The 17,720-nt window shown below is 69.2% G+C and carries 15 protein-coding genes; 7 read left to right on the forward strand and 8 right to left on the reverse strand.

The annotated features are described in order from the left end of the window. Positions 1–28: 28 nt before the first annotated feature. Positions 29–1,252 (reverse strand): globin domain-containing protein, encoded by a 1,224-nt coding sequence (locus tag ACQ5DX_RS03290; protein ID WP_430331261.1) that lies wholly within the window; start codon positions 1,250–1,252, stop codon positions 29–31. 24 nt (positions 1,253–1,276) lie between these two features. After that, positions 1,277–1,735 carry an RrF2 family transcriptional regulator gene (locus tag ACQ5DX_RS03295; RefSeq protein ID WP_430331262.1) on the reverse strand — a complete coding sequence of 153 codons (459 nt, stop codon included), beginning with the start codon at positions 1,733–1,735 and terminating at the stop codon, positions 1,277–1,279. Positions 1,736–1,987: 252 nt separating this feature from the next. On the opposite strand from ACQ5DX_RS03295, the gene ACQ5DX_RS03300 reads away from it, so the two are divergent. From ACQ5DX_RS03300 to ACQ5DX_RS03315, 4 genes are all read left to right on the forward strand, one after another. Further along, complete coding sequence (locus ACQ5DX_RS03300) at positions 1,988–2,914, forward strand: universal stress protein (protein WP_430331263.1); 927 nt, start codon at positions 1,988–1,990, stop codon at positions 2,912–2,914. A gap of 52 nt (positions 2,915–2,966) precedes the next feature. Next, a complete protein-coding gene (locus ACQ5DX_RS03305; RefSeq protein WP_430331264.1) occupies positions 2,967–4,007 on the forward strand; it encodes an LLM class F420-dependent oxidoreductase in 1,041 nt (346 codons plus the stop codon). Between the two features lie 130 nt (positions 4,008–4,137). Next, positions 4,138–5,034 (forward strand): universal stress protein, encoded by an 897-nt coding sequence (locus ACQ5DX_RS03310; protein ID WP_430331265.1) that lies wholly within the window; start codon positions 4,138–4,140, stop codon positions 5,032–5,034. 186 nt (positions 5,035–5,220) lie between these two features. Next, positions 5,221–5,913, forward strand: a complete 693-nt coding sequence (locus ACQ5DX_RS03315) for an SDR family oxidoreductase (RefSeq protein WP_430331266.1) — start codon at positions 5,221–5,223, stop codon at positions 5,911–5,913. Between the two features lie 3 nt (positions 5,914–5,916). Here ACQ5DX_RS03315 and ACQ5DX_RS03320 read toward each other — a convergent pair whose 3' ends face one another. Then, entirely contained in the window at positions 5,917–7,503 is a 1,587-nt protein-coding gene (locus ACQ5DX_RS03320) for an FUSC family protein (protein WP_430331267.1), read from the reverse strand. A gap of 367 nt (positions 7,504–7,870) precedes the next feature. Here ACQ5DX_RS03320 and ACQ5DX_RS03325 point away from each other — a divergent pair, with 367 nt between their 5' ends. Both ACQ5DX_RS03325 and ACQ5DX_RS03330 read left to right on the forward strand, forming a co-directional pair. Beyond that, the gene (locus ACQ5DX_RS03325) at positions 7,871–8,980 is read left to right on the forward strand and encodes a hypothetical protein (RefSeq protein WP_430331268.1); all 1,110 of its coding nucleotides are present in this window, start codon (positions 7,871–7,873) and stop codon (positions 8,978–8,980) included. Further along, positions 8,980–11,865: an FtsW/RodA/SpoVE family cell cycle protein gene (locus tag ACQ5DX_RS03330; RefSeq protein WP_430331269.1), complete on the forward strand. Its 2,886-nt coding sequence runs from the start codon at positions 8,980–8,982 to the stop codon at positions 11,863–11,865. The genes ACQ5DX_RS03325 and ACQ5DX_RS03330 overlap by 1 nt, the downstream gene beginning before the upstream one ends. 86 nt (positions 11,866–11,951) lie before the next feature. Here the strand turns inward: ACQ5DX_RS03330 and ACQ5DX_RS03335 are convergent, their stop codons facing one another. From ACQ5DX_RS03335 to ACQ5DX_RS03355, 5 genes are all read right to left on the reverse strand, one after another. After that, positions 11,952–12,080 (reverse strand): hypothetical protein, encoded by a 129-nt coding sequence (locus tag ACQ5DX_RS03335; protein WP_430331270.1) that lies wholly within the window; start codon positions 12,078–12,080, stop codon positions 11,952–11,954. 215 nt (positions 12,081–12,295) lie between these two features. Then, on the reverse strand, positions 12,296–13,285 hold the full coding sequence (locus ACQ5DX_RS03340; protein WP_430331271.1) for a rod shape-determining protein: 990 nt from the start codon (positions 13,283–13,285) through the stop codon (positions 12,296–12,298). A gap of 163 nt (positions 13,286–13,448) precedes the next feature. Further along, entirely contained in the window at positions 13,449–15,431 is a 1,983-nt protein-coding gene (gene htpG / locus ACQ5DX_RS03345) for a molecular chaperone HtpG (protein WP_430331272.1), read from the reverse strand. Between the two features lie 82 nt (positions 15,432–15,513). Beyond that, positions 15,514–16,155, reverse strand: coding sequence for a Dabb family protein (locus tag ACQ5DX_RS03350; protein ID WP_430331273.1), 642 nt, complete (start codon positions 16,153–16,155; stop codon positions 15,514–15,516). Next, positions 16,148–16,525: a hypothetical protein gene (locus ACQ5DX_RS03355; RefSeq protein ID WP_430331274.1), complete on the reverse strand. Its 378-nt coding sequence runs from the start codon at positions 16,523–16,525 to the stop codon at positions 16,148–16,150. Before ACQ5DX_RS03355 ends, ACQ5DX_RS03350 begins: the two co-directional genes overlap by 8 nt. Before the next feature lie 112 nt (positions 16,526–16,637). Here ACQ5DX_RS03355 and ACQ5DX_RS03360 point away from each other — a divergent pair, with 112 nt between their 5' ends. Continuing rightward, positions 16,638–17,699 carry a GlxA family transcriptional regulator gene (locus ACQ5DX_RS03360; protein WP_430331275.1) on the forward strand — a complete coding sequence of 354 codons (1,062 nt, stop codon included), beginning with the start codon at positions 16,638–16,640 and terminating at the stop codon, positions 17,697–17,699. Positions 17,700–17,720: the final 21 nt, after the last annotated feature.

The following is a 17,720-nucleotide window of genomic DNA, read 5'->3' on the forward strand; positions in this document are numbered from 1 at the left end:
GCGACGGCCCGTGGTCCCTATTCCGGGGCTAGGCGGTGGCGCCGGCCCAGCTGTCCGGGCCGAACACCTCGTAGTGGATGTTCTCCTCCGGCACGTTCCGCGCCAGCAGGGACTCCTTCATCGCCAGCATGAACGGCAGCGGGCCGCACAGGAAGGCGCGGGTGCCGGGTTCGAGCGTGACATCGGTCAGATCCGCACGGCCCAACCGGGTTCCGGCGAACGCCTCGCGAGCGCCCATGTCCTCGTACCAGCGGTGCATCACTCCGGACGGCAGTCGGTCGACCAGTTCGGTGAGCTCGGCGCGGTGCGCGTGCTGCGCCGCCGAGCGGTCGGCGTGCAGCACCGACACGCTGCGCTTGTCGTCGGTCGAGGCCAGGTGCTCGAGCATCCCGATCATCGGGGTGCAGCCGATGCCGGCCGAGACGAGCAGCAGCGGCGCCTCGTCGTCCGGCAGGACCAGGTCGCCGAACGGCAGCGACACGGTGAGCTCGTCACCCTCGAAGACGTTGTCGTACAGGAAGTTCGACACCTCGCCCGCGGGAACGGCGGCGCCGTCGGACGACGCCTGGGCGGCGATCCGCTTGACGGTGATCCGCCACTCGGCGTCGGTGGGGCCGCACGCGAGGCTGTACTGCCGGATCTGGCGGGCGCCGTCGGGCAGGTGCACGGCCACCGAAATGTACTGGCCCGGCGCGAACGTCGGTAGAGCCGAGCCGTCGGCGGCCGCGAGCGTGAACGAGACCGTGTCCGCGGACTGGTGCGCCCGGAGCACGACGCGGGCCGTGCGCCACACGTCACCGGCCTCGACGCCCGCCTTCTCGTACAGCCCGGCCTCCATCGCGATGAGGGTGTTGGCCATCAGCCAGTAGACCTCGTCCCACGCCGAGGCCACCTCGGGCGTGACGGCCTCGCCGAGGACCTCGACGATCGCCTCGAACAGGTGCTTGTGCACGATCCAGTACTGGTCGGCGGTGATGCCTAGGGACGCGTGCTTGTGCGCGATGCGCGACAGGATGGCGTCGACCCGCGCCTGGTCGGGGTCGAGCTGCAGGGTCGCGAAGGCGGCGATCGCGCCGGCCAGCGCCTTCTGCTGCTCGCCCTGACGCTGGTTGCCGCGGTTGAACAGGTCGCGCTCGAGCTCCGGGTGGGCGTCGAACATCTTGCGGTAGAACAGCGTCGTGATGTCGCCGATCGCGGCACCAACGGCGGGGAGCGTGGCGCGGACGGTTTCCTTCGAGGCCTCCGAGAGCATCGGATTCTCCTGTCGGTCGGGTGGTTACGGTTCGTTCACTGCCGGCGCGGTGAGCGTCAGCAGCACGTTTCGGGGGGAGGCGTCCGCGAGGTCGCGGACGGTCATTCCGTCCAGGGCGCCGTAGAAGGCGTTCTGGGCGTCGCGCAGGGCGGAGCGCAGACGGCAGCCGTGGCGCAGCGGGCACGGCTTGTCACCCTCGCAGGTGACGACCTCGTCGTCGCCCTCGAGCTGACGGGTGAGCCAGCCGAGAGACGCCGACCGGCCCAGTTCGGTGATCGCGAGTCCACCGCCGCGGCCACGGCGGGTAGTGACGACGCCGAGTTCGCTCAGCCGCGCAACCACTTTCGTCGCGTGGGTGTACGACACGGCGAGCTGCTCGGCGACGACCCGGGTGCTCGGGGCCGCGCCGGATCCGGGGGTGGAGCCGGCGGCCAGTCGCATGACGATCCGCAGGCCCAGATCCGTGAACTGAGTCAGCTGCATGGCTAGACAGTAGGAAATTGGAATCTCGGACTCCAATTAAATGTGACGCGCGTCGCGGCCCCGGAGGCGAAGTCCCGACCTTGGGCCCTGAGGGCCGGGACTTAGGTCCCGAATTACACGGGACTCACGCATCCGCCCGGAAACCGGTCGGAGTGACTAACGTCGAAGTCGGCACCTCGATCGGCTCGATCCGAGGAGGATCGACCACGACTTGCCGCACCGATTCGTCGCAAACGGAAGAGGGTGAGCGGGATGACCGCACAGGGCATGCAGCAGGGCACCGAGGGGCCGTCGGCCGCGCGGGACGCGAACGCGGTGATCGTCGGCGTCGACGGATCGGAGTCCGCGGAGGCTGCCGTCCGCTGGGCCGCCCGGATGTGTGCGGACCGCAACCTGTCGCTGCGGATCATCCACGCCCTGAACTTCTCGCCGTACACCTACGGTGCGCCGTACCTCGACGTCGCCGGCATCTACGACTGGATGGAGGACCAGGGCAAGGAGGTCCTCGCCCGCGCCGCCGCCGTGGCCCGGGAGGTCTCCGCCGACCTGGACATCTCCACCGAGATCTCCACGATGGGCGGCGCCCGTTGGCTGGTGTCGCTCTCCGAGGACTCACGTGCGCTGGTGCTGGGTGCGTCGGGCAGCGGTGCCGCCGGCGGCATCGGCTCGACCGCGGTCAACGCCGCGAGTCACGGTGTGTGCCCGGTGGTGGTGGTCCACCAGCGGGACGGCGAGGTGCCGCACGAGGGGCCCGTGGTCGTCGGCATCGACGGCAGCCCCACCAGTGAGCGCGCCACGGGCATCGCGTTCGAGGAGGCCGCGCAGCGCGGGGTTCCGCTCGTCGCGATCCACGCCTGGAGCGACACCCCGCACGGCACGCTCGCCGGTGGGCGCAGCGCGATCCGTGACCCGAGGGCTTTCGAGGACGCCGAACACGAGGTGCTCTCCGAACGCCTCGCCGGGTGGTGTGAGCGCTACCCGGACGTCGCGGTCCAGCGCGAGTTGTACATCGACGGCCCGCGCACCCACCTGCTGGCGTGGTCGCAGAAGGCGCAGTTGGTGGTCGTCGGCAGCCGCGGGCGCGGCGGATTCCGCGGCCTGCTGCTCGGCTCGACCAGCAACGAACTGGTCCAGAAGGCGCAGTGCCCGGTGATGGTGGTCCGCCCCGAGCGGTCGTAGAGTCCATTTGTCGTAACGTCCGTCACAGATAAAACGGAATGGGGTCGCCGCAGTGCGCATCGGAATGGGCTTGAACTACAGCGGGGGATTCGCGGAGACCGTCGAAGAGGTCGCCGACCTCGAACGGGCCGGCCTGGACATCGTGTTCGTGCCCGAGGCGTACTCGTTCGACGCGGTCAGTCAGCTGGGCTTCCTCGCGGCCAAGACGTCGACGATCGAGTTGGCGTCGGGCATCTTCCAGATCTACACCCGCACCCCGAGCCTGACCGCAATGACCGCGGCCGGCCTGGACTATGTCTCGGGTGGCCGGTTCGTGATGGGCATCGGGGCGTCGGGTCCGCAGGTGATCGAGGGCTTCCACGGCGTCAAGTACGACGCCCCGCTCGGCCGCACCCGCGAACTGGTCGACATCTGCCGCCAGGTGTGGCGCCGCGAGAAGGTCAACTACCAGGGCAAGTACTACCAGGTGCCGCTGCCCGCCGATCAGGGCACGGGCCTGGGCAAGCCGCTCAAGCTGATCAACCACCCGGTGCGTGAGCGGATCCCGATCGTCATCGCCTCGCTGGGCCCGAAGAACGTGGCGCTCACCGCCGAGATCGCCGAGGGCTGGGAGCCGATCTTCTTCCATCCGGAGAAGGCGGAGTCGGTGTGGGGCGAGGCGCTCGCCGCCGGCAAGGCCAAGCGCGACCCGGCCCTGGGTGACCTACAGATCTACGCGGGACCGGCGCTGGCCATCGGCGACGACGTCGAGCCGATGCTGCAGTGGATCAAGCCGCACCTCGCGCTGTACATCGGCGGCATGGGCGCCAAGGGCAAGAACTTCTACAACGACCTCGCGTGCCGCTATGGCTACGCGGAGGAAGCCGAGAAGATCCAGGACCTGTACCTGGCGGGCAAGAAGGACGAGGCCGCCGCCGCGGTCCCCGACGAACTCGTGCGCGCCGTCTCGCTCATCGGCACCGAGAGCTTCGTCAAGGAGCGCGTCGCGGCCTTCGCCGCGGCCGGCGTGACGACGCTCAACGTCACCCCGATGGCGGCCGACCGCGCGGGGCGGGTCGCGCTGATCGAGAAGCTGCGCGCGATCGTCGACTGAGCGGGACCCCGGCGAGTCGTGGCGTGCCGAGCGTCACGGCTCGCGGGGGCCCGAGACCCGCGCGACGGTCAACGGAAACCGGGACAATGGTCTCGACCGGTCTGCCAGGTGTGAAGGAGAAACTGGATCCATGAGTGCAACCGAAGCGATCGTCGTCGCCGTCGACGGTTCCGAAGCGGCATCGAACGCGGTGGTGTGGGCGGCCCGCGCCGCCGCGGTCCACCAGCGTCGCCTGCACATCGTGACCGCCGTGCACATCCCGGCGTTCTACTACTCCGAGCCGTATCTGGCTCGCAGCTTCCAGGACGAACTGCGCGACACGGCCCGCTCGCGCCTCGACAGCGCCCACGTCCTGGCCAAGCAGTCGGCCGAGGACATCGGTTCGATCGAGATCACCACGGAGCAGATCGACGGCCGCCCGGCGCCCACACTGATCGACCTGTCGCAGCAGGCGTGGATGGTGGTCCTCGGATCGCACGGGCACGGCGAGATCACCGGACTCGTCGTCGGGTCCGTCACCGCCGCGGTGTCCGCGCACGCCGAGTGCCCGGTCGCCGTCGTCCGCGGCCGCACGCTCGACGGCCTGCCGCCGACCGAGGGCCCGATCGTCGTGGGTGTCGACGGCTCCGAGTCGTGCAAGCCCGCGGTCGCGGCCGCGTTCGAGGAGGCTGCGATGCGGAACGCCAACCTCATCGCGGTGAACGTGTGGAGCGATGTGAGCGTGCAGCCGTCGCTCGGCGCCACCCCCGACGACCCGCACTGGAGCCGCATCCAGACCGGTGAGGAAGTGGTGCTGGCCGAGCGGCTCGCCGGCTGGCAGGAGCGGTACCCGGACGTCACCGTCGAACGCGTCGTGGCACGGGACCGGCCGGTGCGGGTGCTCAGCGAGTACGCCGAACAGGCCCAGCTGATCGTCGTCGGCACCCGCGGACGCGGAGGGTTCAAGGGCATGCTGCTGGGCTCGACCAGCCGGGCGATGCTGCACACCGCCGACTGCCCGGTGCTGATCGTGCCGTCGCGCACCTAGTTCGACGCTTCACACCGGGGCCGCGCGGTTCGCCACGCGGCCCCGGTGTCGTCGGACGGACATTTCGGTGCGATACGAGATCGTGCTGTGGCACCACCACTGGACGGCTTAGCCTGGTTCTGCGCCCGATGCTGCGGACGACCGCGCCGGTCCGGGTGCGCCGACCTGGATTCTGGAGGGAAGGCCATGAAGATCGTCGTGATCGGTGGCACCGGGACGCTGGGATCGAAGGTGGTCGACAAGCTACGGGAGCACGGCGACGAAACCGTCGCGGCCTCGCGGAACACCGGTATCGACACGCTCACCGGGGAAGGCCTCGCCGAGGCTCTGACAGGTGCCGACGTGGTTGTCGACGTGTCCAACTCGCCGTCCTTCGAGGACGGTCCGGTGATGGACTTCTTCACGAGATCGACCACCAACCTGGAGACCGCCGCGAAGGCGGCCGGCGTCGGCCACTACGTCGCGGTGTCGATCGTCGGCGCCGACCAGTTGCCGCTGAGCGGCTATTTGCGGGCGAAGGTCGCCCAGGAGAGGCTCATCGAAGAGGCTGGGATTCCCTACTCCATCGTCCGTTCCACCCAGTTTGCCGAGTTCACCGACCAGATCACGGCCTCGATGACCGTCGGCGACGAGGTGCGCGTCCCGGACGCGCTGATCCAGCCCATCTCCGTCGACGACCTCGCCGCCGAGGTTGCGGGTGTGGCAGCAGGCGAACCATTGGGCGCCGTCGAGAACATCGGCGGGCCCGAGAAGATGCCGTTCGAACAGATGGCTCGCGAGGTCCTGGCCCGGCAGGGCGAAGCCAAGACGGTGGTCGTCGACCCCGACGCGGGCTACTTCGGGACACCGCTCTCCCGAGACAGCCTGGTCATCGCCTAGCACTCACTCCGAGGGGTGGTTCCCGGACAATGCGAGGGCCCGATAGCCGGACTCGTTGAGTTCGTGATGGCGTGCCCACCGGGTCCCGGTCCACTCCGGATCCGTGTGTGCGGCCACCAGCGCGGCCGTCGTCGCCGAGTGCAGATCGAACTCGAGGCCGCGGCACAGTTCGCGGGCCTCGGACCGGTCGGGCGTGGCCTCGATCCGCTCGATCGTCGACGCGACCTGTGCGTCGGTGTCGTCCAGGATCCGGCGGTACGACGTCGGCAGCACCGCCCAAAGCACGACGACGGCGACGACGACACCGATCACCGTCTCGAGCAGGCGGTCCCGGGTCACCCCGGTCAGGTCGTCGGGTGATCCGAGCCCGGCGAGCAGCAGGGCCAGGATCGTGATGAACACCATGGCCAGCCCGTAGTTGCGGACGAGGTAGGCCTGCAATCCGGCCATCGACGCGGCCAGCACCAGCACGAGTGCGGCGCCGGTCGGGTCGAGCGGAGTGAGCGCGGCGAGGATGATCAGGCCCAGCACGGTCCCCGCGAAGCGGTGCACGGCCCGGTACGTCCCGAGGACGCGGTCCGGCCCCTGGTGCAGGATCATGGCGGCGGTGATGACGGCCCAGTCCGGTCGGGCGACGCCGAGACCCATCGCGACGGCGCCGGCGACCGGGCAGGCTACGAGCAGTCGCACCACGATGAGCGCCGACCGGCCCCGCGGGTGCGCCGCCCGCCGCAGCCGGAACCGGATCGTCGGCCGCGCCGCGGGCACCCGCCGCCACAGATCCTCACCGTCGGTGTCGAGGGCCGTCTCGGTGCCGTGCAGAAGTGACACGCAGCGATCCTGTGCCCCGAGCAGGTCCCGGGTCAGTGCGTGGTCGCGGGAGGCGATGCCCGCGTCGTGCAGGCACTGCCAGGCGGCGTGGACGGCCTTGACCGCGCCGTGCCGTCGGGCGGCCGAGCCCCGATCGCGGTCGAATGCGTCCACCGCTGCGATCGCGGACGAGACCGCCGCACGCTCGGGGGTGCGGGGCCGCACCACGCACCCGGACATGGCGACCGGAACGGCGGTGGCCGCACCGATCGCCGTCCAGCCGACGATGTGGCCGACGGAGACACCTGCCACGGGCAGTGCCGACGCGATCTCGACCGCGAGCAGCGGGAGGAACGCGCCCGGAGCACCGAGTCGCAGCGCGTCGACGACGAAGGCTCCCGCGGCCACGAAGGCCGACATCGCGAGCACCAGCGCCAGCGGCCACAGCGCGGACCCGCCGGAGGACGCCGCGTCGTGGACCGCGCTGCCGACACCGGCACCAAGGGCGGCCGCAACCACCATCACGCACGCCGCGACCGAGACCGCCCGCCACCGCACCCGGTACGGACGACCCTCCCCGTACACCACGGCGAAGGCGCCGAGGGCCGCCGTTGCGGCCGACAGGTCGTGGCCGAGCGCGACACCGATCAGACCCGGCAGGGCGACGGCGACCGCCGCTCGTGCCGTTCCCGGCCATCGGCGCCCGTCCCGCGGCACGCGCACCAGCGCGGGCCAGGCCCGCGTCGGTGTGGGAATCGGGGGAGGGGCTTCGATCGACACGGGTACTTACGTTACGAAACGGCCGGGGGCGCGATCGAATCAGGCAAAACGGGAATGGTGCCCGAGGCGGGCTCGAGGCCTTCCGGGTTCGCGAATCCTGTCCTCGAGGGGTCGGATCGGAGTTAAATAGATTCGAACAGGCGCAATGGATTTCGGCAAGATCAAACACAGTCCAGTCCACCGCCCGCCCGCTCCGGTGCCACCCGCGGGAGGCCGATCGTCTCGGGGATGCGCGATGAACGAAGCAGCCTTGGGGGTTCACACGAGCAGTGAGCCCGAAGCAGTCCGGCCGGAACCTTCCGATCCGATAGACGACGGCCCCGGTGGTGCTCGTGTCGACGTCACACTTCCGAGGTTGCTCGCGGTCGTGAGACTGACGCCGCCGCAGGCTGCGCAGCTGTGTGCGGACGTGATCGGCGAGTACGAACGGGTGAGCGCCGGTGGTGGCCGTCCGATCATGCTTCGTAGCGACGCCGCGGTGGTCTCCGACGATGGGCGGCTCACGCTCGACGGCGTAGGGGGCGCCGCGTCCAGCATCGAGGCGAACGATGCGATCGCAGGCATGCTCCGCGATATCGCGACGAACTGTCGGAGTTCGGATCTCGGCGATCGTTTGACCGAATCAGGTTCGGACACAACGGATCCGGTTGATCTGATTCGCCGGGTTCGCCCCGTGGTGGATTCCGAAATCGACCCGGCCGACGAGACTCGACGGAGGCGCCGGATCGGCGACCTCGTCCGGGCGACGAGGGGACAGCCCGGTTCGGACGGCCCGGCGGTGAACGGTCGGACCGACGCGCCGAGCGTGCCGTGCGTGCCGGCCGGATCGCTCGTGCCGAACACCGTCTGGTTTCCGCCGGTCCGTAGTCCCTGGCACAGTCGCCGGAGACGGCTGTCCCGGAGACAGGGCGTGTTCGCCCTGAGCGCGATCATCTTGCTCGTCGGGGCGGTAGCGGCGGGTCCTCTCATGTGGGGCGAGCTGAGCCGTGGTTGGGGCGCCATCGTCCATCCGGTGAATCCCTCGAGCGAGAATCAGCTTCAGCCGGTGTCGCCGCCGCCGGCCGAACCGGCGGACCAGCCCGTGGTCGCTACCGAGGCCGGTGGTGTCGAGGCGGCACCCGTCCATACCGGTGCCCCAGCCGCTGCGGGCAAGATCACCGGGGTCACCGCGAGTTTCGCGGACGGATCGTGCAGCGCCGGACAACCGTGCGACGTACGAGTGGACGTTCATCTCGACCCGGGGGCGACCGTCGACTCGGTCACCTGGAAGCTGAACGTCTACGACCGATGCTCCGGTGAGGTGCACACCGGCGCTGACGTCACGCTGCCCGTCGAGCAGGGTCGGGATGGGGTCTACGGCCTGAGCAAGGCGTTTCTTCCGCAGAGCCACGCATTGGCTCTCGCGGCGGTCACGAGTGACCCGGCGACTGCCGCTTCGGAGCCGCTGTACGTGCCTGCAGAGAAAGTAACCTGCTGATGATCGGCGACGGGGATCGCGCGCGGGGGCACGAACGGCAGTCCGATCCTTGGATCGTCACGGCGGCGATCGTTCTCACAGTCCTCGGCCTGCTCAACCTGGTGTCGATCGGACTCACGTCGTACGCGATCCGCCACGCAGTCGTTGCCGCCATCGGCATCGTGTTGATGTTCGCCGTGTCGCGGATGCGGGTGGGTAACCTGCGACGATTCGGGTGGGCGACCCTCGTGGTTTCGGTCGTGATGCTGGTGGCCGTGTCGTTCGTCGGGGTAGCGGTCAAGGGCGCGCAACGCTGGCTGGATTTCGGCGTGTTCACCGTTCAGCCGTCCGAAGTCGCCAAGCTCGGTCTGGTCCTGGTGTTGGCATCCATCCTGGCCGGCGGCTACACGTTCGGTCGGTTGGTGGCGACGGTGTCGATCACGGGCGTCGTGGTCGCACTGGTCGCTCTGCAGCCCGATCTGTCGAGTGCAGTGATGCTGGCGGCGGCAGCAGTGCTGATGCTGATCCTCGCCAGGGTGCCGCTGCTGCCGCTGCTGCCGCTGTTCGCGCTCGGGATCGCCGCGCTGCCCTTCGCCGGTCTCTTCCTCCGCCCCTACCAGCTCGAACGGATCCAAGAGTTTACGTCGAACCACGCCGACACGAGTGGGTCGGGCTGGGCGTCGCTTCAGGCCGACATCGCGGTCGGCAGCGGTGGGCTGTGGGGCCTGGCGCGGGACCCCATGTACGGCCTGAGGGCCGAATTCCTTCCCGAGTCGCAGCACGACCTTGCGTTCGCAAGCGTCGTGTACGGGTGGGGACTGTTCGCCGGCCTTGCCGTCGTGGCGGCCAGCTTGGTGATCACCTGGCGTGCAGCACTCGCCGCACGACGGGCACGGACCAAGGAAGGTGCGCTCGTGGCCGCGGGCATCGGCGGGATGTTCGGGATCCATGCCGCGCTGTCGGTCGCTGCGAGCCTGTCGCTCCTGCCCCAGCACGGAATGCCGATCCCGCTGTTCAGCTACGGGGGCACGGTCGCGCTCGTCGGATTCGTCTCGATCGGGCTGGTGCTCGCTGTGCGCAGAGACGGTGTCGCTCGGCCGCTGTGGGCCGAGTCGTCCAAACGTCGGCGAGTGCCGCGCGGCTTGACAGCGGGTTCCCTCGCGGTCACCGCAGCCCTCGTCGTGATGTCGGTGTCCGCCTGGCATCTGCAGACCGATCGTGGTCCCGAGTTGCGGGCGTTGAGCGATGCGCAGATGACTCGCTGCATACGCCTGCCTGCCGAGCGCGGTCAGATCCTCGACCGAAACGGTGTGCCGCTGGCGACCAACGTTGCCGAATACACCATTTCGGTGGTCACCGGAATGTTCCCCGAGAACGACGCCGGTTCACGCGCTGAGCTCGCGAACTTGCTCGGTGTTTCCCCTGACGCGCTGGAGAAAACCCTGGGTGAACGTGACGAAGGGGAGATGCAGGGAGTCGTCGGCAGGGTCCCACCCGAGCAGGCTCGGCAAATCATCGACGCGAACATCCCGGGTGTTCTCGTCGTCCCATCCGGGAAGCGGCACTATCCCTACGGCGCCACGCTTGCCTCCGTTCTCGGCTACGTCGGCGTCGCCGACGAGCAGGACATGGAACGTTGGCCGCAGCTTGCGCTCGGGTCGCGGGTCGGCAGAGCGGGACTCGAGATGCAGTACGACGCGCTGCTGCGCGGCACCGACGGCAAGCAGTGCATATACGTCGACCCGGCCGGAAATCCCTTGGGTCCCGGTGAGCGCGTGGATCCCGTGCCGGGCCACGACCTGCGGCTGCACCTGGACATCGGGTTGCAGAATCTGGCGACGGATGCGCTGGCCCAGGCGGTCCGCAGCAGCGGGGGTGACCTGGGCGCGGCGGTTGTGATGGACGCGCGCACCGGCGCGGTGATGGCGCTCGCCAGCGTGCCCGGGTACGACAACAACGTCTACGGTCCCCCCGTCGACGCTGCCGCGCTCGCGGCCCAAACCGAGGGCCCCGGGCCCGGACGGATGGTCAACAACGCGTACCAGACTGCCGCGCCGCCCGGCTCGACCTTCAAGATCGTTGTCGGCTCGGCGAACGCGGAGGATCAGGTACTGGACCCGGAGCAGGTGATCGAGACCGGCGCCTCCTACACGTACGGCGGGCACACGTTCGCGAACTGGAAGCCGCTGGGGCCGAACAACCTGATGCAGGCGATCCAGTGGTCGGACAACGTGTACTTCTACAAGCTCGCCGAACTCCTCGGTCCCGACCGGATCGCGACGGCTGCCGACCAGCTCGGAGTGGGCCGGCGATCGGGAATCGATCTGCCCGGCGAGGCCGAGGGTTTCCTGGGAACACCCAAGTCGGTCGCCGACACCGGAGGCACCTGGTATCCGGGCTCGACGCTACTGATGGGCATCGGGCAGGGCGCCGTGACGGCGACCCCGCTGCAAGTGGCACGCTGGACGTCCGGCATCGCCACCGGGGCAGTGGTCACCCCGCAGCTCGCCGCCGCCTACGGGACCGGAGAAGGCGCGCCGATTCCGACGGGGGAGCCTCAGCGGCTTCCCTTCGCCGACAAGCTCGATCCGGTTCGCGCCGGGATGCGGGCTTCGGCCGCTGCCGGTACGGGCGCGCAGCTCGCCACCCTGCCGGTGCCGGCCGGCGCCAAGACCGGAACGGCGGAGGATCCGTCGGCGCCGGGGAACGGTCTCGACGCCTGGTTCACCGCCGTGGCGCCCTTCGATTCTCCCGAAGTCGTTGTCACGGCGATGGTTCGCGGCGGTGGATCCGGATCGGATGCGTCCGGTCCCGTGGTCAAGGCGCTCCTCGAGCGCTATCTGGCGGGGCGACCGGCTCCGGCACCGGCACCGACTCCGGCTCCGGCTCCGGAGCCGGGTCGGTGATCAGCTTTCGTAGGTGATCCCCCACAGCGGATCAGACGCTGCGGGGGATCAGAGGATGCTGCGGGGGATTCAGAGGATACGGAAGATCAGCCGCTGTACGCGGCGACGACCTCCGGATGGTCCAGGCAGGCCGTGGCGCCCTCGGCGACGCACGTGACGGCGTCGAGCCCCTCCACCACGAGCGACTGTTCGTCGTCGGTGTTGGGTGTGCCCATCTTGGCGCGCTCCGCGGTCAGTTCGCCGACGATGATCTGGCGCTCGTTCGCGGCGGTGGATCCGGATCGGATGCGTCCGGTCCCGTGGTCAAGGCGCTCCTCGAGCGCTACCCCGCGGGACGACCGGGACCGCCACCGGCTCGGTGATCGGACGTTCCAGATGATCGAGCGTTCCGAGTGATCAGACGTCCCGGGGAATGAGCAGATGTAGGCGATCAGCCGCTGTACGCGGCGACGACCTCCGGGTGATCCAGGCAGGCCGTGGCGCCCTCGGCGACGCACGTGAGCGGGCGCTCGGCCGTCTTCACCGGGAGACCGAACGATTCTTCGAACAGCTGGGACAACCCGCGGAGCATTGAGCCGCCCCCGATCACCAGGACGCCCTCGGACATCACGTCGCTGATCGCCTGCGGGGGAAGGTCTTCCAGGCAAGCGCTGAGCGTCTGCACGATCCCGGTGGTGGTCGGCCGCAGCGCTTCGACGATCTCCTCGACGTCGAGTGAGATCAGCCGCGCGCGGCCCGTGACGGCGTCGAGTCCCTCCACCACGAGCGACTGTTCGTCGTCGGTGTCGGGTGTGCCCATCTTGGCGCGTTCCGCGGTCAGTTCGCCGACGATGATCTGGTGCTCTTCGCGCAGGTAGTGGTGCAGCGCCTCGGTCAGTTCCTCTCCCGCCAGTTGGCAACTGCGGTGCGAGATCACGCCGCCGAAACAGATGGCGGTGACCTCCGAGACACCACCACCGACGCTCACGACGAGATGGGCGCGGGGCTCGAGCGGATTGACCCCGCACCCGAGCGCTCCCGCCACCGGTTCCGGGATCAGCCCGACCTTGCGCAGGCCCGCCTCGTGCCCGACTTCGAGCAGTGCGCGACGCTCGAGCGGGGTGGCCCCGGCAGGAGCCGAGAAGACGGCCGTCGGACGCCGACTGTATCGCCGGTGCGGGGCTACCTGCTCGATGACGGCCGTGACGAATGCCCGGGCCGTCTCCAGATCCACGATCACGCCGTCACGCATGGGTCGAACCTGTGTGATGCCCGCAGGTGTGCGGCCGACGAGGTTGCGCGCATCCTCGCCGATCGCGAGGGCGCGATGCGGATCTTTGTTCCGAACCAGCATGAAAGACGGTTCGTTCAGGACGATTCCGCCTTCTGCGGTCCCGACGACTGTGTTCGTAGTTCCGAGATCGATGCCAAGTCCACGCACGTCGGCCTCCCGAAGGGATTCGAACGAGATGGATTAGATGCTACGCACACCGGGGAGGTTCATGGCAGGTTTCGAGCGCGTGCTCGGTGCACTTGTCGTCGTGCACGGCAGCGCCCGCGGGAGTCGGACTCCCGCGGGCGCTGCCTCGAGCCGATGGATGTGTCTAGATGGTCCGCGCCAGGCGGTTCGCGAGCATCTTCGCGAAATGTGCCGGATCTTCCAACTCGCCGCCCTCCGCGAGAAGTGCGGTGCCGTAGAGCAATTCGGCGGTCTCGGCGAGGCTCGGGTCGTCTCCGCGCTCGGCGTGCGCGGTGCGCAGGCCCTCGACCAGCGGGTGCGTCGGGTTGAGCTCGAGGATCCGCTTGAAGTGCGGGACCTCCTGGCCCGACGCCCGGTACATCCGCTCGAGCGCCGGCGTCATGCCGAACTCGTCGCCGACGATGCACGCGGGGGAGTCCGTGAGGCGGGTCGACAACCGCACCTGCTTGACCTGGTCCTCGAGCGTCGTGGTGAGCCACCCCAGGACGTCGGCGAAGTCCTTGTCCTGCTCCTCGCGCTTGGCCTCCGCCTCCTGCTTCTCCTCCTCGGTGTCGAGGTCCACCTCGCCCTTCGCGATCGACTGCAGCGGCTTGCCGTCGAACTCGGGGACCGACGTCACCCACATCTCGTCGACCGGGTCGGTGAGCAGCAGCACCTCGAGCCCGCGGGCGCGGAACGCCTCCATGTGCGGCGACGCCTCGAGCTGCTGGCGGGACTCGCCGGTGAGGTAGTAGATCTGCTCCTGGCCGTCCTTCATCCGCTCGACGTACTGGGCCAGCGTGGTCTGCTCGTCCTCGCTGTGCGTCGACGGGAACGAGCAGATCCCGAGCAGGGTGTCGCGATTGTCGAAGTCCGAGAGCAGACCCTCCTTCAGGACCCGGCCGAACTGTGACCACACCGTGCGGTACTTCTCCCGGGCCGCCTCGTCCTCGGACGACATCAGGTCCCGGATCGTGGTGAGCACCTTCTTGGTGAGTCGGCGCCGGATCGCGCGGATCTGCCGGTCCTGCTGCAGGATTTCGCGAGAGACGTTGAGCGACAGGTCCTGTGCGTCCACCACACCCTTGACGAAGCGTAGGTACTCGGGCATGAGGTCGTCGCAGTCGTCCATGATGAAGACGCGTTTGACGTACAGGTGGATGCCCGCGCGGTGCTCGCGGGAGAACAGGTCGAACGGCGCGTGCGACGGGATGAACAGCAGCGCCTGGTACTCGAAGGTGCCCTCGGCCTTCATCGGGATGATCTCGAGCGGGTCGTCCCACGAGTGGCTGACGTGCTTGTAGAACTCGTTGTACTCGTCGTCGGAGACCTCGCTGCGCGGGCGAGCCCACAGCGCCTTCATAGAGTTGAGCGTTTCGGTCTCCACGACCGTCTTCGGCGCGTCGGTGACGTCCTCGGTCTCGTCGTCGCTCTTCGGGGCGGGACGCTCGACCTGCATCCGGATCGGGTAGGCGATGAAATCCGAGTAGCGCTTGACGATCTCGCGGAGCTTGCGCTCGGAGGCGTAGTCGTACAGGTGGTCGTCGACGTCCTCCGGCTTGAGGTGCAGCGTCACCGATGTGCCCTGCGGGGCGTCGTCGACGGTTTCGATCGTGTAGGTGGCGTCGCCGCTCGACTCCCACCGCGTCGCGTGCTTCTCGCCGGCCTTGCGGGTCAGCAGCGCGACCTTGTCCGCGACCATGAAGGTCGAGTAGAAGCCGATGCCGAACTGGCCGATCAACTCCTCGGAGGCTGAGCCGACCAGTGTCCCGGCGGCGGCTGCTTCTCTCGCCTCGCGCAGCTTGCGCCGCAGCTCGGCCGTGCCGGACTTCGCGAGGGTGCCGATCAGGTCGATCACCTCGTCGCGGGACATGCCGATGCCGTTGTCGCGCACCGTGAGCGTGCGTGCCTCCGCGTCGACCTCCAGTTCGACGTGCAGATCCGATGTGTCGGCCTCGAGGTCCTTGTCGCGGAACGCCTCGAGCTTGAGCTTGTCGAGCGCGTCGGACGAGTTGGAGACGAGCTCCCGGAGGAAGGTGTCCTTGTTGGAGTACACCGAGTGGATCATCAGATCCAGAATCTGGCGAGTCTCGGTCTGGAACTCGCGCTGTTCGATCCCCGTGGTCATTCGTGATTCCCTTCGACTGCAGAGCGTTCGACCGAAATGTTAGGACGGTCGCGGCGTCCACGGTGACGAAGGGCGGTGATCGTCACCCGGCGGTGAGGAACGGTTCCTCGATCGCCACGAAGCCGTGACACAGCGCGGTCACGATCTTCCGGTCACGCTCGGGGTCGAACCAGCGGTCCACGTGCGCCCAGTGGTACGGGTGCGTCATGTACGGACCGGTCAGCCCGTCGAGGCTGCTGTACTCCTGTTCCCACACGTGCGTCCAGGCCGCGGTACCGGTCGTATCGCGCACCCGGGCGAACTGCGAGGCGCCGATCGAACGGATGTACAGCGGCATCGCGGCCGTCTCGGCCTCGAACTGCCGCACGTGCTCCGGGTCGCTGGACGGATCGACGGCGACCAGCAGGGTGCGGTACACGGTTGGCTCGCCGGCATCGTCCGCCGGGGATACGGAACTCGTGAAGGTCACGCCGTCGACGTGGTCGACCGCAGGCGTCCAGAACCAGGAATCGACGTTGTTTTCCGCTGCACGCCAATCGGATTCGGTGTCGAACCGAAATCGGGCGATCACGTCGCCTGCGTTGATCGCGCCGGGCAGTGTGGGGCGGATCAGCGCCGCCGCCGCGTGAGGTTCCACCTCGGCGTGCAGACCGGCGACGATCGCCTCCCGGAACTCGGCGTCGGCGGTGTCGGCGAAGTGGATCAGCCTGATCACCTCAAACATCGGTCACCGCCTCGAGATCGTCGAGCGCGCACGACGTCGTGCGGCGTCGGCTCACCAGCGACGCGTCGGCTGCCTTCCACCACGCGGCGACGTCCGGGTCGCGGCCGGCCGCCCACCGCTGCTGCCACCACGCGTCCGCGCCGGTGACGGTCCACGTGACGGTGACGGTGTTCGACTGGTCGGCGAGCCACACGGGCGGGCTGACGAGGATGCGGTCGAGGGTGAGGCCGCGCTCGCGTGCGCCCGGCGCGTACTGCTCGAGGTACGACGCGAGGAACTCACGCGCCCGACCGGGCACGACCTCCATCTCGTCGACGACGTAGACGGTCGGTGCAGCGTCGGCCGCGGCCTCGGCGCGCAGGCGCTCCATCGAACTCCCTTCGGTGTGCCTCGACAGGACGCTAGGGCGTCGTGGAGTGTGGTGCCTACGACCGTTCCACGTAGCGGGAGGCTGGCGAAGTGCACCGGGAGGGACAGCGGCGATGCGGATCGGGATCCTCGCCTACGAGGGGTGCCTGGCGGCGGAGATCTTCCTCTTCTCCGACATCCTGTTGGTGGCGAATCGGGTGGCACGGCACGCCGGCGCCGCGCAGGACCCGTTCGTGGTGTCGGTGATCGCCGCGTCGGCGACGCCCGTGCGGGCCGCCGGGGGATTCCCCATCGGCGCCGAGCTGTCGCACCCCGACTTCGACCTACTCGTCGTGCCCGGATTCGAACTCGTGCCGTCGGAGGACCCAGACGACCGGTTGCGCGTGTGGCGCCGCGAAACGGAGTACCTCGCCGCCGCGGCGGCCCGCGGAACCGAGATCGCCTCGGTGTGCGTCGGCGCGTTCCTGCTGGGCGAGGCCGGGCTCCTCGACGGCCGCCGGTGCACCACGTCGTGGTTGTTCGCGGCCGAACTCGGGCGGCGGTACCCGGCCGCGACCGTCGACGGGGATTCGCTGGTGGTGCGCGACGGGCCGGTCACGACGACGGCGGCGTTCAGCGCCGCGCTCGACCTCGCGACCGCCGTCACCCGCGCGCACCTCGGGGACGGCGTCGCGCGGGCCACGGCCCGGATCACCCTCGTCGCCGAGAACCGGACGAGCCAGGCGCCGTACGTGGTCGACGCGATGCTGCCGAGGGGCCACGGCCCGTTCGCCGAGGACGTGGGTAGATGGTTGGTCGAGCACCTCGCCGAGCCGTACGACCTCACCCGCCTGGCTGAGGCGTTCCACGTGAGCACGCGGACGATGTTGCGCCGATTCCGCGCCGACACGGGACAGTCACCGCTTGCGTTTCTCCGGCGGGCCCGGGTCCGCGCCGCGAAGTCGCTCCTCGAGACCACCGACCGGCCGCTGGCACAGATCGCCGAACTCGTCGGCTACCGGGACGCGGGGACGTTTCGACGACTGTTCCTCGCGCAGGTGGGGATGAGCACCGCGCAGTACCGCCGCCAGTTCCGGACCGGACCGCTGGTGGAGGCAGGCGGAGCGGGTGGCGAGATCGCCCACGAACGTGGCGACGGCGCCACTCGTGCGACGGCGCGGGCGCCGAAACACTGATCGAGCACGCTACTCGGATCA

Origin of the sequence: Rhodococcus sp. ACT016 (genome assembly GCF_050477185.1) — a bacterium.
Classification (GTDB): Bacteria; Actinomycetota; Actinomycetes; order Mycobacteriales; family Mycobacteriaceae; genus Prescottella.

Bases quoted from the DNA above. Each gene is read 5' to 3' on its own strand.
- ACQ5DX_RS03290 (WP_430331261.1), bottom strand. From the start codon at position 1,252: ATGCTCTCGGAGGCCTCGAAGGAAACCGTCCGCGCCACGCTCCCCGCC.
- ACQ5DX_RS03295 (WP_430331262.1), bottom strand. From the start codon at position 1,735: ATGCAGCTGACTCAGTTCACGGATCTGGGCCTGCGGATCGTCATGCGA.
- ACQ5DX_RS03300 (WP_430331263.1), top strand. From the start codon at position 1,988: ATGACCGCACAGGGCATGCAGCAGGGCACCGAGGGGCCGTCGGCCGCG.
- ACQ5DX_RS03310 (WP_430331265.1), top strand. From the start codon at position 4,138: ATGAGTGCAACCGAAGCGATCGTCGTCGCCGTCGACGGTTCCGAAGCG.
- ACQ5DX_RS03315 (WP_430331266.1), top strand. From the start codon at position 5,221: ATGAAGATCGTCGTGATCGGTGGCACCGGGACGCTGGGATCGAAGGTG.
- ACQ5DX_RS03330 (WP_430331269.1), top strand. From the start codon at position 8,980: ATGATCGGCGACGGGGATCGCGCGCGGGGGCACGAACGGCAGTCCGAT.
- ACQ5DX_RS03335 (WP_430331270.1), bottom strand. From the start codon at position 12,080: ATGGGCACACCCAACACCGACGACGAACAGTCGCTCGTGGTGGAGGGG.
- htpG (WP_430331272.1), bottom strand. From the start codon at position 15,431: ATGACCACGGGGATCGAACAGCGCGAGTTCCAGACCGAGACTCGCCAG.
- ACQ5DX_RS03350 (WP_430331273.1), bottom strand. From the start codon at position 16,155: ATGTTTGAGGTGATCAGGCTGATCCACTTCGCCGACACCGCCGACGCC.
- ACQ5DX_RS03355 (WP_430331274.1), bottom strand. From the start codon at position 16,525: ATGGAGCGCCTGCGCGCCGAGGCCGCGGCCGACGCTGCACCGACCGTC.
- ACQ5DX_RS03360 (WP_430331275.1), top strand. From the start codon at position 16,638: ATGCGGATCGGGATCCTCGCCTACGAGGGGTGCCTGGCGGCGGAGATC.